This is a genomic window from Planctomycetia bacterium (assembly GCA_021413845.1).
In the GTDB taxonomy this organism is placed as follows: domain Bacteria; phylum Planctomycetota; class Planctomycetia; order Pirellulales; family PNKZ01; genus PNKZ01.
Map to the genome: position 1 here is coordinate 1 of JAIOPP010000066.1, position 21,066 is coordinate 21,066.

Here is a 21,066-nt window from a genome sequence, read left to right on the forward strand (position 1 = left end):
AACGCTCGCCAAAGAGCGACGGGATCGAGAGTGCTGAGATTGATGCGAAACTTGACGGCCTCCCGAACGGCGTCGTCGATTTCTTTCGTCACTTGGATCTCGGACTTGTGCTCCTTCAGTAGTGTCGGATCAGCATGGGCAAGGCCCTGAAGAAGGGACTGAAGATATGATGCTTCTCGACCTTCGTCCGCCCGGCCGATCCGCTCGATCTCCTGAAGCATCCACTTCAGAGATTCGCCGGTTTGCAGGAGGTGGTCGAGGAAGGAGAACGAGATGAAGGCTTCAAGGCCGAACCGAGCGACGGCTTCGATCACCAACGGCATGATCGTCGGATCGGGCGAACGGGAGCGGGCGAAGTAATAGACGGCGTCGTTACGAACCTCTCGCTCCGGATGCAGTATTGCCGCTTGGATTTTCTCAACCGGTACTCGCATCGAACTTCCCTCGCAGATCCTTCGGACGATCCGCTCAGTTTATTCGATCAGGCTTATCTTGGCAGCATGGCACGATGTCGATCGAATCGAGACCAAATGAGGCCCATCGATCCCAAGTCGACGAGGACTCAGTCTGCCGTCGAAAAAGTACCTCATCCTCATGTCGAATGCGATATTTGGGCGATCCGGTGAATGACATTCGTCGTTCGGTTCCTGCGCTCGCCCGAATGAAACAGCATTAGTTCGGGACAGGTCTTCCGTTCGCAATGCCGCTTCGCCGTGGCTAAAATGGCGACGCATCACGACCCGCCACGGGACGGAATATGAACGTCGGATTGGCTAACGAGTTCGCCGCCTTGTGGGAGGCCAATGATTCCACGCCTGACGTTTTCGACTTCTTACAGAAGCGTGCGGATGCCTTGCTTTCCGAAAGGCTCGGAGTGTTGCTTTGCGATCAGCGGAAGCGTTGGCATACAAACCATCCGCTTCGGGTCGAAGACTATCTTTCCAAACTGCCGGAACTGGCGGTCGATCCCGAGCTAAAACTGCAACTGGCGATCGGTGAATTTCAGGCTCGTCGGGATGGCGAGACCACGCCCGACATCGACGAGTTCACGTCTCGGTTCGCCGATCTTGGTGAGTCTCTTAAAAGCAAATTGCTGAAACTCCTTTCGGAAAGACATCAAGAAGATCACGACCTGACTACAACCGAGTCGTTATCAGACCAGTCAACTCACATCGAGGAACGAATCGGTCGATACCGGCTTATTCGACTATTAGGTCAGGGATCGTTCGGACGAGTCTGGTTGGGATTCGATGATGAACTCCGTCGGCAGGTCGCCGTTAAGGTGCCGACCCCGGAACGATTCCAAAAACCGGAAGACGCCGAAGCATATTTGGCCGAAGCTCGCACGGTCGCCGGTTTGAATCATCCGCATATCGTTCCGGTCTACGACGTAGGACGATCCGACGATGGCTCCGTTTACATCGTGTCCAAATTCATTGAGGGAAGTAATCTCGCCGAGCGAATCAAACGAGATCGGCCGAAGGTTTCGGTGGCGGCGACATGGATTGCGACGATTGCCCAGGCACTTCACCATGCTCACCAGAAGCGTCTCATCCATCGGGACGTAAAACCGGCCAATATCCTGATCGAAGACGGTCCGGACTTGCCTTACGTGGCCGACTTCGGTTTGGCGATCAGCGAAGAAGCCTATCTGCGAGATAGCCGACTCGCTGGAACGCCTGCCTACATGAGTCCCGAGCAAGCTCGGGGAGAAGGCCACCGACTCGATGGTCGGAGCGATATTTTTTCTTTGGGAGTCGTGTTGTACGAATTGCTGACCGGCAAGCGTCCGTTCCGTGGCAGCACGAGCAACGAGCTTTGGCATCAGGCGATCTCCGTCGATCCGGCACCGCCTCGGGAACTCGAAAGTTCTATCCCCGCCGAGTTAGAACGGATTTGCCTGAAAGCGTTGTCCAAACGTGTTTCCGACCGTTACTCGACGGCCGCTGAATTCGCCGATGATTTATCGAAGTGGCAGCAGGGTCCGCAGCAGCCTCATCAAGAATTCCAAGTCGTTCCCAAGGGTTTGCGTTCGTTCGACGCCGACGATGCGGATTTCTTCCTCGACCTCTTGCCCGACCCCAGAAATCGAGCAGGACTGCCCGAGAGTATCCAGTTCTGGAAAACTCGGCTCGAAGAAGCCGATGCCGACCGAACTTTCAGCGTGGGCTTGCTCTACGGCCCCTCGGGTTGCGGCAAGTCGTCGCTCGTCAAAGCCGGACTCTTGCCCCGGCTTTCCCAAGATGTCATCGCCATCTATGTCGAGGCCACGCCCGACGAGACCGAGATCAGGATTTTACGAGGACTGAGAAAACGGGTGCCGGACCTGACGGGTGAACTGGGATTGGTGGCAACCTTTGCCGCCCTCCGGCGTCGTAGCGGCTCCAAGGTCGTCATTATCTTGGATCAGTTCGAGCAGTGGCTCCATGCCCATCGAGGCGAGCAAGACACCGAACTGGTCAATGCCTTACGGCAGTGCGACGGCGGACGAGTGCAAGCGGTCGTCATGGTACGGGACGATTTCTGGTTGGCCGCCAGCCGGTTCATGAACGATGTGGAAGTCGAATTACTTCAAGGTCGGAACATTGCTTTGGTCGATTTGTTCGACATCGACCACGCTGAAAAGGTACTCATCAAGTTCGGCCAAGCGTTCGGCAGGTTGCCCGCTCAATTGAGTAACCTTTCAGACGACGAAAAGCGGTTTCTCCGCACCGTCGCCAACGGCCTAGCCCAAGACGGCAAGGTAGTCTCGGTTCGGTTGTCGTTGTTCGCCGAAATGGTCAAAGGCAAACCGTGGGTTCCTGCGACGTTGGAGCAAGTCGGCGGCACGGCCGGGATCGGCGTCAACTTCCTGGAAGAGACGTTTAGTTCTCGCTCGGCCAATCCCCGGCACCGGCTGCATCAACAAGCGGCCCGGGGAGTTCTCAAGTCGTTGCTCCCCGAGGTCGGCACCGACATCAAGGGCCACATGCGATCCCATGCCGAGTTGCTTGAGGCGGCGGGCTATCAGGATCGCCGTCAAGACTTCACTGAACTGCTTCGCATTCTCGACGGCGAACTACGGCTCATCACACCAACCGACCCGGAAGGCTTTGCCACCGACTCGGACGGCAACCCGAACTTGAAATACTACCAACTCACGCACGACTATCTGGTGCCGTCGCTGCGAGAGTGGCTGACTCGCAAGCAACGAGAGGCCCGCCGAGGTCGAGCCGAATTGAAACTTGCCGAACGCTCGGCCCACTGGAACGCTAAGCCGGAAAACCGCAACCTGCCGTCGCTGGGGGAGTTCCTCAACATTAAGTTGTTGACCGACCGCAAGCACTGGACTGAACCGCAGCGGAAGATGATGCAAAGGTCATCACGAGTTCAAGGGCTACGCTCGGGTATCGTGGCGGCGGTACTCGTTGTCGCTGGCTTGACGGGCATGAGTGTTCGCAATGCCGTCGTCGAAGAGCAAAACTACACCCGAGCCGAAGGGTTGGTGGACGGCTTGCTGAACGCCGACATCGCCCAAGTGCCGTCGCTCGTGAGCAGCCTCGCCGAGTATCGCACCTGGGCGGATCCCTTGCTCAAAAAACAACTTGCCGAGGCCGACGAGAATTCCGCAAAGCGGTTGCACATGGCCCTGGCGTTACTGCCGGTGGATGCAGGCCAAGTGAACTACCTGCGGAAACAGATACTCGTCGTGACGCCGCAGCAGTTCCCCGTGGTGCGAGACGCTCTTCTCCCCCAACATGCGGTCGTCAGCGAGAAACTCTGGAGCCTGCTGGAAGATCAAGCGACCGACCCGGACGTTCGCTTGCGAGCGGCAGCGGCCCTGGCACGCTACACGCCCGACGACCCTCGCTGGGAGTCGGTTAGCGGCGACGTGGCCGCTCGTTTGGTCGTGCAGAATCCGCTGGTGCTCGGCATCTGGACCGAAGCCTTACAGCCGGTAGCCAAGTTCTTGTTGCCGCCATTAACGGCCTTCTTGGAAGATGAAAAGCGAACCGCCTCGGAGCGGGGGGTGTCCGCCAATCTGTATCAGGCCTTTGCCCGTAATCAGCCGGAGGCCTTCGCCCCACTGGAAAAGGTGCTGGCTGAAAAGGTCACCGATACTTCCTCAGACGCCTCGATTGCCGTGGTGAAACGACAAGCCAACGTGGGCGTGGCCTTGCTGCTGATGGGCCGTGGTGAACAGGTCTGGCCGTTGCTGCGTCACAGCACCGACACGACGCTCCGCAGTTTTTTGATCGACCGCATTGCACCGGGCGGTGTGAAAGCGAAGGTCTTAATGGATCGGCTGGAACAAGAGCCCGACGTATCAATACGGCGAGCCATCTTGCTGAGCCTCGGCAATTATGGAGTGGATCGTTTGTCGGCGGGGGAACAACGGAGTTTTCTAACTAAACTGTTGCCGATCTATCGAAATGATCCCGATCCCGGCCTGCACGGTGCCGCCGAATGGTTGTTGCGACAATGGCAAGCGGCGGACGAACTGCCGATGATCGACAAGGAGTTGGCGACCGGCAAAGTGGAACCGGAACGGCAGTGGTACGTGAATCGGCAGGGTCAGACAATGGCGATCGTACCCGACCCGGGCGAGTTCTGGATCGGCGAGGGTACGCAACGGCAAAAGATGCAGCTTGGTCGCAACTTTGCAATCGGCATCAAGGAAGTCACGGCGGAACAATTTGGCCGGTTTCGCCAAGCGGCTACTAACACTGCCCCGACAGTCAAGGACCAACCAGCGAGGTGGGTTTCTTGGTACGATACGGCGGCCTACTGTAACTGGCTGAGCGAGCAGGAAGGAATCCCGCAGGATCAGTGGTGTTATGTACCGAACGACCAAGGCAAGTACGAAGCGGGGATGAAGATGGCCCCAGGTTACTTGCAACGAACGGGCTATCGTCTGCCCAGCGAAGCGGAGTGGGAATTCTCTTGTCGAGCCGGGTCTGAAACCGAGTATTCCTTCGGGAACCCCGTCGAGCTGCTCGATCGCTACGCTTGGTATCTGAACAACTCATTGAAGAGACAAGCCAACTTAGGTGCGAGACTCAAGCCGAACGACCTGGGTGTGTTTGACATGCACGGGAATCTCAACGAGTGGACGCAGACCAAGTTAAGGACCTCGCCGTCTACAACGACGAGCGATGGGAAAGCGACTACTGACCCGGAAGACCTGTCCGAATTAGTCGACAATGCCAGCCGTGTCTTGCGTGGCGGCTCGTTCTTCAATCTTGCGTTGGACGTGCGTTTTGCCCACCGTTACGCCAACGTGCGGGCGGACCGTCAACTCTCCGACGGCGGGTTCCGTGCGGCGAGGACTTTACCGATTCTCCCCCTTACCTCTTTACCACCTACGCCAGTAGGGCGTCGAAATTAAAAAACACCTTGAGAGCTTCTGTACACTGCCCCGTGGATTTGAATGACGCATCGGAAACAGGCCGAGGAGCGGGTCGTCATTACGAAGACGTATGACCTGATCCTCTGGTCATGTCATCACACAGGCAAGTTCGCTCGGAATCACCGCTTCGTGCTGGGTGAACGAATCGAACGGAAGCTGTACAACTTGTCAGAGACCTTGATCCAGACCCAATTGCGGGGGTTTCGGTATTCTCAACCCGCCTGTCGCTCACCATTTTTCTATTTGGACATTTGGTATCTCGGGAAAGAGCCGTGCGAATTGACGATTTGAGAATTCTCAAAAAGGGAGTCCTTTCACGTAGTTTCGGCGCAAAACTACTTCAAACAACCGAAACGGATTTGAGAAATCAAAGCGTTACGCAGTCATGACTTTCGTTGTAACCTCTTGACTAGTAATGAGGTTGCAACAAATTGTCGTCGCAAGCTACGGAACCGAAGGTTAGTGGTTCGAGCCCACTAGGGTGTACTCGCTTTATCTGACGCTGAGTCCTAGACTTAGGACACCCGCCTGCGTCGGGCGGTGCGGCTCGGAAGTTGGCTAGCACCCGGTAATTACCGGGGCGCCGCTTTCTCGGAGCCCATCATGACCGCCCCCTTTCCGACTTATCGGCGCCACAAGCCGTCCGATCAAGCCGTCGTCACCCTCAACGGCCGGGACTTCTACCTCGGCCCTTGGAAGTCCCAAGCAAGTCGCACGGAGTTCGATCGGCTGATCGCCGAATGGCTCGCCAACGGCCGGCAGCTGCCGACCACGGTCGAGTGTGGCGCGCTAAGCGTCGCGGAACTGCTCGTCGCCTATCTCAACTTCGCCCAGACGTACTACGTCTGCGAGGGGAAGGTCACGAGCGAGTACACCTGCATGAAGGATGCGATCCGTCCCTTGCGCGAGCTCTACTCTAAGATCCCCGTCCGCGAGTTCGGCCCGCTGGCCCTCAAGGCGGTCCGACAAAAGATGATCGACCAGGGGCTCTCTCGTCGACACATCAACCAGCGGGTCAATCGGCTCCGCCGGATTTTTAAGTGGGGCGTCGAGAATGAGCTGGTCCCCTCCAGCGTGCTGTACGGGCTGCAAGCGGTCGCACCGCTCAAGTTCGGCCGCTCCGCGGCGCCGGAGTCGAAGCAGGTCTTGCCGGTGGGCGATCAAGATGTCGATCCGGTCCTGCCGTTCGTCTCGCGACAGGTCGCCGCCATGATCGAACTGCAGCGGCTCACCGGCATGCGGCCGGGAGAAGTCGTGTTGATGCGGCCGGGCGACATCGACCGGGAGCACGAGGTCTGGGTCTACCGTCCGGCCAAGCACAAGACGGCGTACCACGGGCACACTCGCGAGATATGCCTCGGCAAGCGATCGCAGGAGATTCTGACGCCGTGGCTGCTGCGTGCGGCGGAGGCGTACTGTTTCAGTCCCGGGGAGGCTGAGGCGGAACGGAACGCGGTGCGACGGCAAAATCGCAAGACCCCGATGACGCCGAGTCAGGCTCGGCGCAAACGCAAAATGCGCCCGCAGAAAACGGAACGAGACCGGTACGATCGCGATTCGTATCGCCGCGCGATCGACTATGGGATCCGCAAGGCGGGCGTACCGCACTGGCACCCGCATCAACTGCGGCACTCGTGCGCGACCCGTGTCCGGAAGGAATTCGGCCTCGATGCGGCCCAGGTCGTGCTCGGGCACAAGTCGGCGACCGTCACGGAGGTCTATGCCGAGCTCGATCGTGCCAAGGCCGTCAGCGTCATGGCGCTGATCGGCTGAGGCCTTTGCCAAGAATCGCTTCGTTCCCGAATCGGAAAATAGACGGATTCCGACTTTCTGAGATAATCGAAAGCGAAACGACCTCACCACGGGTCAGTCGGCTGATCTTCGACGTGTCTTCCGCCGCAACTGCCGCACCTTGTGGTTGCGGCGGACGACGACCCAGCTCTTAATGGTGCCCTCATGCCTTCACTTGAAGAAGTGCGCGCTTACGTTTTCGGAGTCCGACTGGAGCAGGCCCGCCGCGCCGCTCAAATTTCGTTAGACACCAAGACAACGTACGGGATATTCGTTCGCTTGACCGACGCCGCTCAATGGCTGCGGTTCGCAGGTCTTCCACCTGCAGATCGCAAATCATTGTCGAGACTATTCACTGTGGCTATCCGCTTCCTTGAGCGCTCCTCGAGGCGATCAATCGATCTTACCGACGAATTTTGCGATGTCTGTACTAAGCAGATTGAAATGGCTGACTCGATCATCCTTTCGTGGACGACATCGCTGGGACTTCAGAGCTCCGCGCCGAATTGGTTCGAGCTCGGAAAAGAGATCATCAACGGCGAGGGAGGTGATCCGCCGCATCCGGGTAGGGAGCTGCAGGCGCGACGCGCTTGGGACTGGCATGATCTCAAGACACTGAAGCGGCTCATGAAAGCGATCGGTATCCGACAAACGGATCTATTTCCGAAATCTTCGACGCAGCAATCGTGGCTCGATTCGTTACCGGTTCGACTTGCCGAGTGGAATCGAATCGAGGTCGGCATTCTCAGGCTGGAGGAGTCGATCGAGAAGGAGCAAGTAGCGGCTCTAAAACGGGAAGAGACCTCGAAAGCATCGCTCGTGCTGCAAAAGTTTCAGCGCTCGATTCTAAGGGCCCTCAAGCATCGGGCGTTGTCGCATAAGGAACTGGCCGCAACCGTGAGTCGCGGGGACGAAAAACGGTTGCGTAAAAAAAATGGCCTGCCGGAGCTTCTAGAGTGCAGTCTTGTGGCTCATAAACGCGGTCTCGGGTATTACCGCCCAGACGCAATGCCTAGCGACGATGACTGGAAATAGCGTCTTTCCGGGCGATTGTTCACCGTTTTGTCATACATGGCATCGGTCGCAGTCGAGGCCCTAAATGAGCCCTCTTCCGTCCCCTTATTCAGCAAGAAGTCTTCGCTTTTAATTGCAACAGTGTCGCGAGTCGTCTCGTGTCGTTGCGAGTGAAAACGAATGATCGATCCCCTTGTCGAAGAGCTGCTGTCCCTTGCGGCCGCAGCCAAAGCCAAATTCTTGCCCGGTCGCAGGCAAAGCAAACGTCCGAGCCTGTCGTGCATTTATCGCTGGACCAAAGCAGGTTGCCGCGGCGTGATCTTGGAGAGCGTCCAGTGCGGCGGCACTCGCTGCACGAGCCGAGAGGCCCTGGCGCGCTTCATGGCAGCATTAACGGCGTTGGAATCGCCGGTGCCGTCGTCTCCGGCACTTCCTCGCGCCGTTCCTGCTGCCGTGGATCGAACGCTCGACCGTCTGCTTGGCTAATTCTCACTGTCGCTGCATCTTTCTCTCCCAAGGAGCCGTAAATGGCAAATCAACCGAAACTGAAATCCACGCGAAGAACTCCGAGAACTCCACGAACCGCGAGCGGATCGCCGGAGATTTTTGCGCTCTTGCCGAGTAGCCGTGCGCCATCCGCCGAAGTCGGTGAGTTGATCGCCGGGCTGCCGCCGGGCATCGCCCGCAACTATGAGTCGATGCACGAGATCCTCGACAAGCAAACGCAGGCCGAGATGGTAGCCGCCTATCAAGCGGGCATGTTCGTGCAATCGACGCTCGAAAGTCCCCCGCCGCAGGTCGGCTGGGCGATTCGCTGTGATCAATTCGACGTTGTGACCGCGGCCCTTGGGATCTCGGCCGAATATCTCGTCGAGGCACTCGCGTTGGTGCAGAAATTCAACTTGCCGGAATTCGGCGTTCTCATTCGCCGATCCCCGATGACGTGGGCGCATCTGCGCCTCCTCGTTCACGTCGAACACGCGAACGATCGTCGCGACCTCATCGAACGGATTGTCGGAGAAAACCTCAGTTGCGAAGAGCTGCGTCGCGCCATCGACCAGCTCAGCGCTCCTACCGCCGCTAACCGCGCAATTGAGCTCTAGCTCGCCATGCTTGAACGCGACGGACGGTCCGTGAACCTGTCGCTGAAAAACTCATAAGCACGCGTCCATATGCGATAAATAGAAATCGGTTTGATCGAGAACGGAAGCACGCATGAATCAGCATTATCCGCCATCGCTGTCGCGAGACGGCCAGCAATTGCGCATGGATTCCCGCCTGTCGGCGATGATCCCGGAAATTCGGTCGAAGTGCCTCGAATTTTCAGGCGGCCCCAGGGCAAGTCGAGCGGTTCGGCCTGCATGGTTCGATTTGCTGAGCGATGCCCGACCGCCGAAGCGGTCGCTCGCGAAGAACGATACGTCGGCCAATCGCGCGACGATCGGCTTGGAGGCCATCGTCCGGTACATGATTCTGTCTCGTACCGGGCGACAGGAGCCGTTCTTCGTGCCGAGGCCGATCGGCCGAATAAGAACGATCGAAGGCGTCCAGGGCCACGCAGCGCCGTACGCCGCCATCCCTGAGTTCATCGCAGCCAACCCCGGCGGCGTGATCGGCTACGCGGCGGACGTCGATCGTGCGATGGCGATCTCTGCCATCGCGGAGGCCTTTCCCGAGGCCCGGATCTTCATCGTAGCTTCGAGCTACCGTCAACGCCGACAAATGAGCCAAGCTCTTCGCGCACTAGGCTGGGACGTCACTGAGCTAGCCGGGCGATCGACGACGGTGAAGCTCCAACGCCTCTGCGTCGGTGTCCGGGGCGACCTTGGACTTTACAGTGCGGAATTCCACCCCGAGGTCGTGCGCACGACGGTCTCTCCGGCCGGCACCTGCGCCGCAGATGACGTGCTCGGTCTCGAGCATGTGAATTTGTTGCTTTTCCTCGATGCCGAGCATGCCGCCGGCGACCGATCGCAAGACGTGATCTTGGCCTGTCGACAGGCGCGACTGTTCGCGTTCTCGCCCTCCGGACGTTGGATCGCACCTCGTAACGCCGATCGCGTCGTGGCGACGTTCGGCCTGAATCGGATTACGGTCCTCGATCACGAACGAACCGCGCGGCCCGTGCAAACGGCCTGGATCGACCACGCCGACGCGCCGACGTTGAAACAGGCGTCCGAACAACACGCAGTGACGATCTGGCGACATGGAATGTGGCGCAACGGCCCCCGAAATCGGCGGTTGATCGGTCTCGTTCGAGCTCTGTCGTCGCGCTCCGGCGCAGATCGTCGGCGTCAACTCAAGCTACCGGCCGATCGGCCGCTTCGCACCGTCTTGTTGATGTCAGCGCCGGAGCACGAGCAGGTGCTCAGGAACGAGCGACAGTCGCCACCTCCGCCGCCATGTTCGTGGGGCTTCGGGCTTTATCCGTTGAAGATCGAGAACGACGCGGAGTGCCTGTTGCTCTCGGTCGACGACGCCGAGAAGGTCGATTTCGCGACGGTCGACGCGGTCGTCTGGGCCGGTGCCGGCGATCAGGGATTTACGCCGACGTTGGACCAGCTTGCGGCCACCCGTCCCGATCAGCGGCCGCTCTACCTCATCGATGTTAGCGATAAAGCCGGTGACTCGCTGGCGCGGATGGTGCGCCGTCGAGACCGGCGTTATCGCGATCTCGGCTGGCATGGGGTCGGCGAGGACCCGATCGCGGCCGCTGCGCGCCGCTTTCGCGACGCGCCGCATCGGAGGGACCTTCAATGAGTTACGAGTATGGTCTTCCGAAACGTCGCTGGGATGCTGACCCGAGGTTTCCCGGTGAGTCTTACCGAGTCCCGACGTTCGCACACCGCTCGCTGATCGAGTTCGGTACGACGCCGTGGTTGAGAGCGACGAACGCCGAGTACTTGCTGCGCGTGTTTTTCGAGATGCGGGCGAACAACGGTCACGGTAAAGGAATCGACCGTTTGACTTACCACGACTTCAGCCTCGCGGAGATCGGCGACGTGTTCAGAAAGGTCGCCACAGCCCTTCGCCGAGGAACGTATCGGCCGTCTGGGGTGCGATGCTGCTCGATCCCGAAGACGGGCGGCGGGAACCGCGTGCTGCGGCTTCAAACCATCGTGGACCGGGTCATCGCCGGAGCGATTCACCGTGAGATCCTCGGCCCGCTGGAGGCCGTTTCCTGTCCGACCTCCTTCGGCAACCGTCCGGGTCTTTCGCGTCTCGACAAGCTGGCCCGACTGCAGGCCGAAATCCTGTCGGACAAGCCCTTCGTGCTCGAGGACGACATCTTGAAGGCATTCGACTACGTCCGCTTCGCCGACGTGCGGCCCTTGCTGCCGCGGATCGTCGCAGAGCCGAAGCTCCGGGCGCTGATCGAAATGATTTTCACGCACAACCACGAGCAGGTCGGCATCGCGCAGGGCAATCCCCTCAGCCCCGACATGTTGAACCTGCTCCTCACCGCGCACTTGGATCGGCCGTTTCATACCGCCGGCCAAGGCAATCCGCTTCTCCTGCGCTATGTCGATAACTTGGCGAGCGCAGTCAGAAGCGCGTCCGAAGGCAGTGCCGTAAGGCAACGAGTCGCCCAACTGCTGCGACCGATCGGTCTCGAGCTGAAAAGCACGGGACAGCTGGTCGACCTACGTCGTCAGGGAGCCGGGCTCAAACTGCTCGGTTTCCTCGTGCAAATGGACAGTGAAAGGAGGATCAGATTTTCCATTCTGCCGCAGAGTTGGGTCAAGCTCAGAGAGAGCTTAACGGAGGCACATTCGTCTCCGCACCCACGACGACAAGCAGGACCGAGCATTCTGTCATGGCTCGGGGCCCAAGTACCGGCCTTCGTGAACGTGGAGTCGTCTTTCCCGATCCTGGAACGGATCCGTCAATTGACGGTCCGGACGGGATTAGGGGAGACAGGCATCAGTGACGGGGAGTGGGAACAGGCTGTTCTGACCGGGATCCGCCAATGGTCCCGGTACACCTCCGTCGCTCCTGGGGAATCCGGAGACCGTGATGGTCTCTGTCCCTATGGCAGTGTTGCGCTCCGCGACAACACCGTTCCGCCCACCGGGGCGGCATCCATCGCCGTCGCCCGGGCATAAAACCCCGGGCGGCGGACCTTTTTACGACCGTCTTATCACCACCGTCACCATGTTGTAGGAGAGTTGTATGTCGTCCGTTGCCCCTACCCCAACTGGTCAAGCTGAGACGCTTCCGCGCGTCGATTTGCCCACCGTGTTCGCCAAGCTCGCGCAAGGGCTTTGCCCGGCTTGTTCGGCGCGGGACGTCAAATTCACTCCCCCGGGGATGCCGTGTCCGACGTCCTTCTATCTTCAAGCCACCTGTATAGCTTGCGGTTGGAACTCGGATGACGCGCATGGTTTCCTGGCGGCGTATTACCGGCCTCTGGGGAACATCTCCCAGGCGGAACTCGCAGCTCTGGTGTTGCTGAAACCGTTGGCCGGAGCGTTGGAGGTTTTGGAATACAACCTCAACGCCAAGTTTTTTTCCGGCGCAACTGTGGAACCCGGCCCGCTCGACGTCCAAAGAAATACGTTCACGTCACGTAAGTTGACTTGGGAATCCGTTAAGGATTGCTTCGGTCCTGACAAGTTGAGCTTCTTGGAAGATTCGATCGTTCCCACAGTCGACGCAAGCATCGAAGTCTTACCGACGGGCTGTCGGTTAGCACCGACGACGGTTCGGCGATCGATCGGCGAGCCGCCGGCGTTCCATGCCGATGTTGCCGATCCCCGCGTTCCGTAATTTGACTACCGCCGCGGTATCGCAACGGACTCGATACCACTACTGAATCGGAAAGGAATTCCATGGGTACGAAAACGACAAGCATCGTGCGCGAGTTGAAGTTCTCGCAGGTCCGGACGCACTGGCCGGTGGCGATTGAGGGGGCGGGCGAGAGTCACTCCGCCTGTCCGCTTTGCCGCAAACCGACCTGGCAGGTTTACGAGGATCCCCACGTCGCGGGCGAGTGGGCCTCTTGCTCGAGTTGCCGGTTTGCCGGCGATCCGCTGGAGTGGACGGCGAGGATCACGTGCCGGAACATCTGGCAAACCGTTCGCGCGCTCGGCGAGGCCGGCATCATCGACACCGACATGTCGTCGAAGACCATCGGCCGCTACATGCGCGACCACGTCGGCTACCGCCGTAAGATCGCCGCGTTCTGGCGCCATGCGTTGCGAGATTTGTCGATTCGGAGTCTTGAACATCTCACCGACTGGCAACTAGACGTTTTCCGCGACCATTGCCAAGGGCACGAGCGAGAGTCAATGGGCATCGCCGGAGTCGCAAACGCTCGTGAAGTGGAAGCACTTTTTCATCCGGGTTCGGTAGCCCTTCAAAACCGATTGAACCGTGATGGGATTCGGACGAAGCGGCGCGGAAGCGGCGCCGGTGCCAGCCGGATCTTCACCGGTGCCGACTGGGGAAATTTCACGACGATCGCCTTCGAGGATCTCCCCGGCCGGATCAGTGGGTTCTACTTCCGACAGCCTGCTGAAGAGGATTCCGCCGCCAAAAGTCTGTTTCATGCCATCCCGCACGCGCCGGGGAACCACGCGGTGCGCGAAGCCGGGTTGGCGATGCTGACGCTTTCGCTCGGTTCCGTGTCGCCGAACTTCCGCGGTTGGGCGTTCATCGTGCACGATGCCGTGCTCGCCGCGGAGTTGCAGACCCACGCACTCAGCCACTGCATGTCGGCGCTGCCGATCTTCGGCGCATACGCCGACGAAAACTGCGCCTCGGACGAAGTCTTCCGGTGCTTGGCTCCTCGGCAGCTGGTCTTCTGGTCGCCTCATGCCGCGAATCGAATGGCATGCTTGAAGCAGTGTTGTCGAGCCCAAGGCCTCTTCGTCAACAACCTCACGGCCGAACAGGTTGAGGGAATGCGGCCGTACGACTTGTTGGTCGATTTGCGGCGGTTAGCGATCCCGTGGGATGCGGCACTTCGTCTTGAACTGATGCGTTTGCCCCGCGTTGAAGCGGCGGCCTTTCTCGACGGTCTGCAGTTGCCCGGTGATGTACACAATCGGCTTCTTCAGCAGTCGCGCGAGCCGCTATTACGACGACTTCGCTCCGTGCCGGATACCCTCGCCGGCTGCTTCCGCACCGAAACCGAAAAAGGGACGATCGTGGAGTACGCCGACGGCTGGTTCGATGACGCCACCAAGCGGCGTGAGTTGGACGGCCAAATTCGGGTCGATGAGATCCTGACTTTGGCCGATGGCTCCGAATTGGCGAAAGGGCGCCTTCGGCTACCGGATCAGGAGGTGATCGAATTCGATGAGCCCCTAACGAAAATCCAAAAACGCGGGCTCGTGACCGTCCTGAATGAAGTGTTGAAGAAATCCGGCAAAAAGAAGCTGCAGGCCAAACCGAAGGTCAACGCCCTGGCCTTCGCCGTCGCGACGGCGATCCAGCCTCCTCGGCTTGTCCCGCAGGCCGATGTCGTCGGCGTGCGCGGCGGGACGCGACTGCACCTGCGGAAGTTCTCGATCGCGTTGGGGGGCAAAATCGAGGTCACCGAGGACCCTTTCATCTCGATGGATGCTCCAGCTGCGGACTTCGATCCTCCGCGCCGTCTCACCCGTGACGCTCTCCGCCTGCTTGGTGACCAGCTCCGCGAGCAGCGGATCTTTTGGGCCATGGTCGCCTGCATCGCGCACAACGTCTTGGCGACTTTCGGCGGCTGGCGGCCCCGTGCGATCGGACTTATCGGTGACGGGGCGAGAATCGTCGGCGGCGAAGCCGCGGGATACCTAGGTTGCCGTGAGGTTCCTATCGCCCCAACTTGCCCCCCGGCACGGTTCATGAAGCTGGTCACCGCCGACGGGGCACGACATGGCTGGCCTGCGTTCGTGAACACCGAAGGAATGGTCCGCTGGCCGGCCTGTCGAGAAGCGTGGCTCGACGACACCCGCACCAAGAACGCGATCGTGCCGTTGCCCGCCGATGAAACGATTCCTCGTGCGGAGTCCGATTGGCTCCTCCTCAAGACCCAGTGGTATACGGGTGACATCCGGTCGCTGCGGCCTTGGGCGCCGCACGTCCTGACCGGCTACTTTCAGGATCTATTCGCTCGCCGCGGTGATTTCGGACCGAGCTCGAATGAGCCGATCCGCACGATTCTGATCGATATGGCCCGCTGGTTCGGGCGTGCCGGAGGCGACTCGAAAATCATTCTGTTCGCAGGTCACTTATTGGGCCATGAGCGGAGCACGTTCGGCCTCGACTAGACACGATTTCCGCATGCGTCGCTGACAACTCGGCGATTTTGCGAAAGCTGGAGAATCTCGTGCTCAATGGCGAAGCCGATTCGATACTCCAAGTTCCGGCCTGTTTGGACGTGACCACGTGCCGTTCAGCCGCTCATTTCGGTTTGGGGCATCGACACTGACGTCAAAAGTCAGCGGGCATCGTGGGCAAACCGCCGTTTTCCAGCGAAAGTTCGAGGTCCGACGTCGAGGCATAAGGACTTACGTCGCCTTGACGGTCGAGAGCCCCCCAAGCCCTCCTTATGGAGCGCGGCTGGCGGCGCGCTCAGCAGCGAGTGCGTTCGAGCAACGTAGGTCGCCGGTTGCAACTTCGTTGCGCGGCGCGAGCCGGTTACCTGCGCCATCGGGTACATCGTCGTCGGGGCGACGATCATCGAAAGCACGTCGTGGACTACGACACCGTAACGACGCAGCATTTTCCGTCGTCGTGGAGAATTCGGTAATCGCTCCTATTGCAGTACGGTATCGTACGTAACTTTAGTTCTTAATACGTAGTATAGATGGAACGTCGCAGTACCGACCACTCGTGTGGAACTTTAGTTCTTAATACGTAGTATAGATGGCGGACCACCACAGAAGTAACTTTAGTTCTTAATAACTACGTTATAGATGCCCATGTGGTAGGAGAAGTCCTAGGGGTTCTTCTCCTACACAGGGCTAATGGGCAGAGTGGAGAGATAGACTACCCTGCGAGGCGCGCTTGCAACCCTCGACGAACAGCTTCCAGGTCACGAGCAGCGATCGCGAGCCGCCGAAGGCACTCCACGTCGTCCTGCTCGACGTCCGAGAGCTCCGACACGAATAAGTAAGCAATCCGTCTCCGAGCGTTCTCCGCGACGCCTACGAGCTCCTGGAGGATTCGTTCGCCGGGCGACTTGAATCGGGTCGGGATCTCTCGGGGCTCGATGGATCGCTGCCCCCCCCCTCGACAAGGCCATCCAACCAACCGCTCTCGTAATCACCTGAGCGATCGCAAGCCTTCCTCGACGAGTGTCTGCAATCGCCGACCGTTCATTCCCTCTGCCCGGTGAACCGGCACCCCGGATTTTTGCATCACGGTTGCGATCGCGCCGGCGCCACGTCAGAGGCCCCATCAGCGAGCGATCAAAAACAACGTCTGCACGGGGGCTTGTTCGTCATGAGCGTCTCGTCGATCGGCGGCGACGATCTCAGTCCCTTCGAGGGCGATCCTGGCCGCACGATGCTTTCTACGAACAGGGCGCTCGCCGACCGTGAGCTGGAACGATCGAGCGGTGCCGAACGCCTTCGTCGTGCTCGATTTTGTAGCGCGGACCAGTCGCTTATAAGCGACGCCGGATGTGTCGGGTCCGATAAATAGAAATCGGTCCTCCCCTTTCGATTGCTACGTCGAAGTCGGTGTCAGAGGGGACCATGTCCTCGAAGTGCAGTGGCCGGACGGAGTTCCCTGCCGATCCGATTGCGACCGGCACTCTATCGACAGCCCTTGCCGTGTCCCTCGTCTCCGGCGGTGCTACCCGGCCGGGGCGACGGCGGAAAATGCGACTCCGGCAACTGACGCCTACGCCGAGCCGACCGAGACGACAGACACAGGTCGCTGAACACGCGAAATCTCAGCGACTTCGGCTTCTAACTGCACAATCGCCGGCCGTTACTACTTCTTCCAGACGCCTGAGCTTCGCGTTGATCGATCCGGCGACTTCGGCGAACGCGGCGACCATTTCAGCGATTTGTCTGTTACCCGCTGTTCCGTGCCGGAGGCCCTCCCAACTCTCGATCGCTTGCTGGAGACGGCGATCCAAAGCCTTGAGGTCACGTACCATTCGCGTCAACGTCCGCGGTCGATCGATCAACGGCTTGAGGTGGCGACCACCTCGATTGCTTTTTGTTTTCGTTTTGCGCTTGGTCTTGATCCGCTTCACTTCCGCCTGGACTTCCGCCACCGTCCAGTTTTTTGCTGCGGCCTTCTCTTGCAGTGCCTTACGGTCAGACTTGGAAACGGACAGAAAACAGCTGATGTACCCCCAATGGAACGGGAGCCCGCTATTCCGTCTGAGATTGCAGAGCCTTTCGAGTTGTGCGTCCGAATAGCCCCCGGCGAACGCTTTGAACTTGCGGACGCTCGCGTCGCTGACACCCCATTGCTCCATCCAATGCGAGTTCGGCTGAGATGAGGCTTTCGCTATGCTGCCTTGGTGATAGTAGTTGCGTAGCTTCTGGATGATTCGCCAAGCCTTGGCCTCGCGAATCTGGTCGGCAGTGGAAGTCGGCATCGTCGCGCGTTCCGAGGAGTCGTAGAGGTCGCAGGCGTGAGTCCGAGCATAATCCGGAGCGTCGACCCGTTCTATGAGGCGACCGAATTCTTCCCGCAGCGCCGCCCAAGGCCGCTCGCCGCAAGCTGAGCATTTTCGACGGTCGCGACCATTGAATCCGGCCCTTATAATCACGACCTCCGCAGTGCCGTCGTCGCCCCCCGCCTTCCGCCTCCCCTCGAAGAGCCCTCGATGCTTCCTTTCCACTATCGCTTCTCGACTAGGTCGCTGGCGATCCTCACGATCTTGTCGGTCAGTGCCGTCGCGTTGGCCCACGAAGGACACGATCACGACGGCGAACATAAGACAGTCGCGCCCAAGTACCCCCGCGCCATCGTCCTGCCGGCTTTGGAGGGCCCCAAGCCATGGTCCGACAAGCCGCTGCTCGATGATCCCGATCGCTTTCAGATTGCGATCATGACCGACAACACCGGCGGTCATCGCCCCGGCATCTGGATGAAAGCGGTCGAACGCTTGAATCTCTTGCGTCCGACGTTCGTGATGTCGGTCGGAGATCTCATCGAAGGCTATTCGACGGACCCGGTTGAGATCGAGGCGGAATGGAAGGAATTCCTGGGCTTCATCGGCAAGATGCAGATGAAGTTCTTCTTCGTCGTGGGTAATCACGACGTCAGCAACCCGGTCATGCACGAAATGTGGCGCAAGCACTTCGGGCCGGAGTGGTATTCGTTCGACTACAAGGGGGTCCACTTCGTCTGCCTCTCTTCCGAAGACACGCGCGACCAAATCGGTCCGCAGCAGTTGGCGTGGCTGGCAGCGGACTTGAAGAAGAACGCCGAAGCGCGCTGGACGCTGCTCTTCTTCCACAAGCCCCTCTGGACGATCGCCGAACGCGCGCTCGCCGCGGGCAATCCCGATACGACGAATTGGAAGCAAGTCGAAAAGCTCCTCGGTGAGCGACCGCACACCGTCTTCGCCGGCCACGTTCATCATTACGTGCAGTACGACCGACGCGGCATGAAGTACTACCATCTCGCGACGACCGGCGGCGGTTCGCAGCTGCGCGGAATCCCTTACGGCGAGTTCGACCATGTCGCCTGGCTGACCATGGAGAAGGAGGGGCCGACGGTCGTCAATCTGCTGCTCGACGGGATCGTGCCGGCCGATACGGTGACGGAAACGGGGATCGCGCGGTTTCGCGATTTTCTCGCGAAGACGCGCGTCGAGATTGCACCGATTTTGATCGACGAGGACGAAGGGTTCTCCGAAGGTCGGATCGACCTCCGCTTGATCAATACGTACGACGTGCCGGTCGAGATGACCGCGAAGATCGAAGGCTTGCCGCTCCGCGGCCTCACGGTCGAGCCCAACGGCCTCAAGCTCATCGCCGCGCCGGGCGCGACTCAAGAGTTGTCGGTCAAGATTCGCTTCGGAGAGAAGATCGCGTTTCCGCATTTGGCGGAGACCCTGCTGACCGCGAAGATTCGCTCGCTCGACGACGAGCGGCCGCTGTCGGTCGAACGAACCGTCCCGGTCGTGATCGATCGAAAGTACGGCTGCCCGCGCGCTCCCGAGAAAGTCGCAATCGACGGCGACCTCGCAGAGTGGGGCGAATTGTCGTTGGCGACCGGAGACAAGCCGCTTCTGATCGGCGCGGCGCAGCAGTGGCAAGGGGTCGGTGACGCGGCGATGCGATTCACGACCGCTTACGACGACGCCTACCTCTACGTCGCCGCGCAACTGACGGACGACGCCGTCGTCGCAGGCGACCAACTTCAGTTCCGATTTGATGCCCGCTGGATCGCGACGCGCAAGGCCGAGAATTTATTGCGAGCCGGCACATATACGCTTTCGATTCCGGCGCCCGTTGCCGCCGCACTGAGTCCGGCAGCAAAAGGAACGGCGACACTTAGCGGCTCACCGAAGCTCGGCTCGGGGGCGGGCGACTCCGTGCTCTTCGCCAAGCAACGCACGCCAAACGGCTGGAACGTCGAGGCGGCGATTCCGCTCGAGCTGCTCGTGAAAAATCAGAGTGAGTATTGGCACAGCTTTCAGATGACGCCGGTTCTCACCGACGTCGACGACCCGGCCGACCAGCCTCTGCAAATGGTCTGGCGCGGTACGGCGGAAGCCGCAGTGCGTAATACGAACTTCGGCCAGTTCGTCCGGGCGAAACCGAAGTCCGTCGACACGAAATAGTTGCCCGAGGCCGTCCGCGTTTGGGGCCGGCCGCAAAACTTCTTGCCTCACAAACCTATGATGACCTCATGAAATGCTCGCTCCGCCTGCTCACCGCATCGCTGCTCGCACCGTAGGGTAGGCAAAACGCTCCGCCGCCGACAGCAGCGTCTGCGTCAACCGTTGGCGGGTCGCAAAGAAGCCTTTCCACGGGTCGTGCCGCATGGGAGATAGCCGTAACGGCAAGTTCGGCACGGTGAACTCGGCCGGGCCGTGCATTTTCGCTAACTCCTCCCACGTCGGCGGCGTCGCGACCGGCGCGCCCTCGCGGTTACGCGTCGAGTACACGATGCCACGGACGTCGAACTTCGCTGGTTCCGCAGATAGTCGACGAAGATTTTTTCTATGCGGACATCCATTCGCATGTTCGCGACGAAGCGGTCGGGGGGCGTGCCGAGCAAGCCCTCCGGCAAGAAAACGATCACACGGCGAACCGACTATTTTTGCCGCTGTGGGCGGATCGGCACCCCGAGCGGAAACCGGCTAAACTACGCGGTGCGGTTCCGCCGGTACACAGGGTAAACACAGATGAATTCGCTCGCCGGTCGATTCCTCGTGTCGAGTATCGCGGTTTTTACCGTAGCTGCGATGCTCGCCGATGTAGCCGGTGCCGCGGAGCCGAACGCCGCTGATTCCGGCGCGCCCTATCGAACGAAATATCGCGTCGTCAACGTCCATCGGCATGGTGCGCTCGCAAGCGAGGCTGCGTTGCAGGCCGAGTTGGGTGTGATGGACCGAACGGGAGTCGATAAGGTCGTCGTGCTCGATGGCGACTCCCCTCCCGGCACGTTGCCGGCGTGGTTGGAGTTGCAACGGAAGCATCCCGACCGTTTGGCGGTGTTCCTCAAGGCCGACTTTCGCAACTCCGCCCAGCCCGACTTCTTCGACACGCTCGTTCGCAAGCTCGAGAGCGCCAAGCGGGCGGGGGTGCGCGGCGTGAAAGTCTGGAAGGATCTCGGCATGGCGAACCGCGACGGCGCAGGGAAGCTGTTGACGATCGACGATCCGCGGCTCGATCCGTTTTGGGCGAAGTGCGGCGAGCTCAAGTTGCCGGTGTTAATCCACGCGGCCGATCCGCGCGAGTATT

13 protein-coding genes are annotated in these 21,066 nt (G+C 59.8%); 11 read left to right on the top strand and 2 right to left on the bottom strand.

What is annotated here, in order from left to right; translation table 11 throughout:
- Positions 1–323: hypothetical protein (locus K8U03_11710; protein ID MCE9605549.1), on the bottom strand; the 323-nt coding region annotated here is incomplete at its 3' end.
- 434 nt (positions 324–757) lie between these two features.
- Between K8U03_11710 and K8U03_11715 the strand changes: the two genes are divergently transcribed.
- The 9 genes from K8U03_11715 (at position 758) to K8U03_11755 (ending at position 15,450) form a co-directional block, all read left to right on the top strand.
- Positions 758–5,368: an SUMF1/EgtB/PvdO family nonheme iron enzyme gene (locus K8U03_11715; protein MCE9605550.1), complete on the top strand. Its 4,611-nt coding sequence runs from the start codon at positions 758–760 to the stop codon at positions 5,366–5,368.
- A 624-nt stretch (positions 5,369–5,992) separates the two neighbouring features.
- Positions 5,993–7,162 (top strand): site-specific integrase, encoded by a 1,170-nt coding sequence (locus K8U03_11720; protein MCE9605551.1) that lies wholly within the window; start codon positions 5,993–5,995, stop codon positions 7,160–7,162.
- Between the two features lie 183 nt (positions 7,163–7,345).
- On the top strand, positions 7,346–8,215 hold the full coding sequence (locus tag K8U03_11725) for a hypothetical protein (GenBank protein ID MCE9605552.1): 870 nt from the start codon (positions 7,346–7,348) through the stop codon (positions 8,213–8,215).
- A 159-nt stretch (positions 8,216–8,374) separates the two neighbouring features.
- Positions 8,375–8,680 (top strand): DUF1580 domain-containing protein, encoded by a 306-nt coding sequence (locus tag K8U03_11730; protein ID MCE9605553.1) that lies wholly within the window; start codon positions 8,375–8,377, stop codon positions 8,678–8,680.
- A 41-nt stretch (positions 8,681–8,721) separates the two neighbouring features.
- Positions 8,722–9,297: a hypothetical protein gene (locus tag K8U03_11735; protein ID MCE9605554.1), complete on the top strand. Its 576-nt coding sequence runs from the start codon at positions 8,722–8,724 to the stop codon at positions 9,295–9,297.
- Positions 9,298–9,409: 112 nt separating this feature from the next.
- Positions 9,410–10,954: a hypothetical protein gene (locus K8U03_11740; GenBank protein MCE9605555.1), complete on the top strand. Its 1,545-nt coding sequence runs from the start codon at positions 9,410–9,412 to the stop codon at positions 10,952–10,954.
- Positions 10,951–12,300: a hypothetical protein gene (locus K8U03_11745; GenBank protein ID MCE9605556.1), complete on the top strand. Its 1,350-nt coding sequence runs from the start codon at positions 10,951–10,953 to the stop codon at positions 12,298–12,300. The genes K8U03_11740 and K8U03_11745 overlap by 4 nt, the downstream gene beginning before the upstream one ends.
- A gap of 67 nt (positions 12,301–12,367) precedes the next feature.
- Positions 12,368–12,964, top strand: a complete 597-nt coding sequence (locus tag K8U03_11750) for a hypothetical protein (GenBank protein MCE9605557.1) — start codon at positions 12,368–12,370, stop codon at positions 12,962–12,964.
- A 62-nt stretch (positions 12,965–13,026) separates the two neighbouring features.
- A complete protein-coding gene (locus tag K8U03_11755) occupies positions 13,027–15,450 on the top strand; it encodes a hypothetical protein (protein ID MCE9605558.1) in 2,424 nt (807 codons plus the stop codon).
- 1,631 nt (positions 15,451–17,081) lie between these two features.
- Here the strand turns inward: K8U03_11755 and K8U03_11760 are convergent.
- Positions 17,082–17,741: a hypothetical protein gene (locus K8U03_11760; protein MCE9605559.1), complete on the bottom strand. Its 660-nt coding sequence runs from the start codon at positions 17,739–17,741 to the stop codon at positions 17,082–17,084.
- Positions 17,742–17,972: 231 nt separating this feature from the next.
- Here K8U03_11760 and K8U03_11765 point away from each other — a divergent pair, with 231 nt between their 5' ends.
- The gene (locus K8U03_11765; GenBank protein MCE9605560.1) at positions 17,973–19,940 is read left to right on the top strand and encodes a metallophosphoesterase; all 1,968 of its coding nucleotides are present in this window, start codon (positions 17,973–17,975) and stop codon (positions 19,938–19,940) included.
- A gap of 567 nt (positions 19,941–20,507) precedes the next feature.
- The coding region (locus tag K8U03_11770; GenBank protein MCE9605561.1) for an amidohydrolase at positions 20,508–21,066 on the top strand (559 nt) is incomplete at its 3' end.

Bases quoted from the DNA above. Each gene is read 5' to 3' on its own strand.
- K8U03_11715 (MCE9605550.1), top strand. From the start codon at position 758: ATGAACGTCGGATTGGCTAACGAGTTCGCCGCCTTGTGGGAGGCCAAT.
- K8U03_11720 (MCE9605551.1), top strand. From the start codon at position 5,993: ATGACCGCCCCCTTTCCGACTTATCGGCGCCACAAGCCGTCCGATCAA.
- K8U03_11725 (MCE9605552.1), top strand. From the start codon at position 7,346: ATGCCTTCACTTGAAGAAGTGCGCGCTTACGTTTTCGGAGTCCGACTG.
- K8U03_11730 (MCE9605553.1), top strand. From the start codon at position 8,375: ATGATCGATCCCCTTGTCGAAGAGCTGCTGTCCCTTGCGGCCGCAGCC.
- K8U03_11735 (MCE9605554.1), top strand. From the start codon at position 8,722: ATGGCAAATCAACCGAAACTGAAATCCACGCGAAGAACTCCGAGAACT.
- K8U03_11740 (MCE9605555.1), top strand. From the start codon at position 9,410: ATGAATCAGCATTATCCGCCATCGCTGTCGCGAGACGGCCAGCAATTG.
- K8U03_11745 (MCE9605556.1), top strand. From the start codon at position 10,951: ATGAGTTACGAGTATGGTCTTCCGAAACGTCGCTGGGATGCTGACCCG.
- K8U03_11750 (MCE9605557.1), top strand. From the start codon at position 12,368: ATGTCGTCCGTTGCCCCTACCCCAACTGGTCAAGCTGAGACGCTTCCG.
- K8U03_11755 (MCE9605558.1), top strand. From the start codon at position 13,027: ATGGGTACGAAAACGACAAGCATCGTGCGCGAGTTGAAGTTCTCGCAG.
- K8U03_11760 (MCE9605559.1), bottom strand. From the start codon at position 17,741: ATGCCGACTTCCACTGCCGACCAGATTCGCGAGGCCAAGGCTTGGCGA.
- K8U03_11765 (MCE9605560.1), top strand. From the start codon at position 17,973: ATGCTTCCTTTCCACTATCGCTTCTCGACTAGGTCGCTGGCGATCCTC.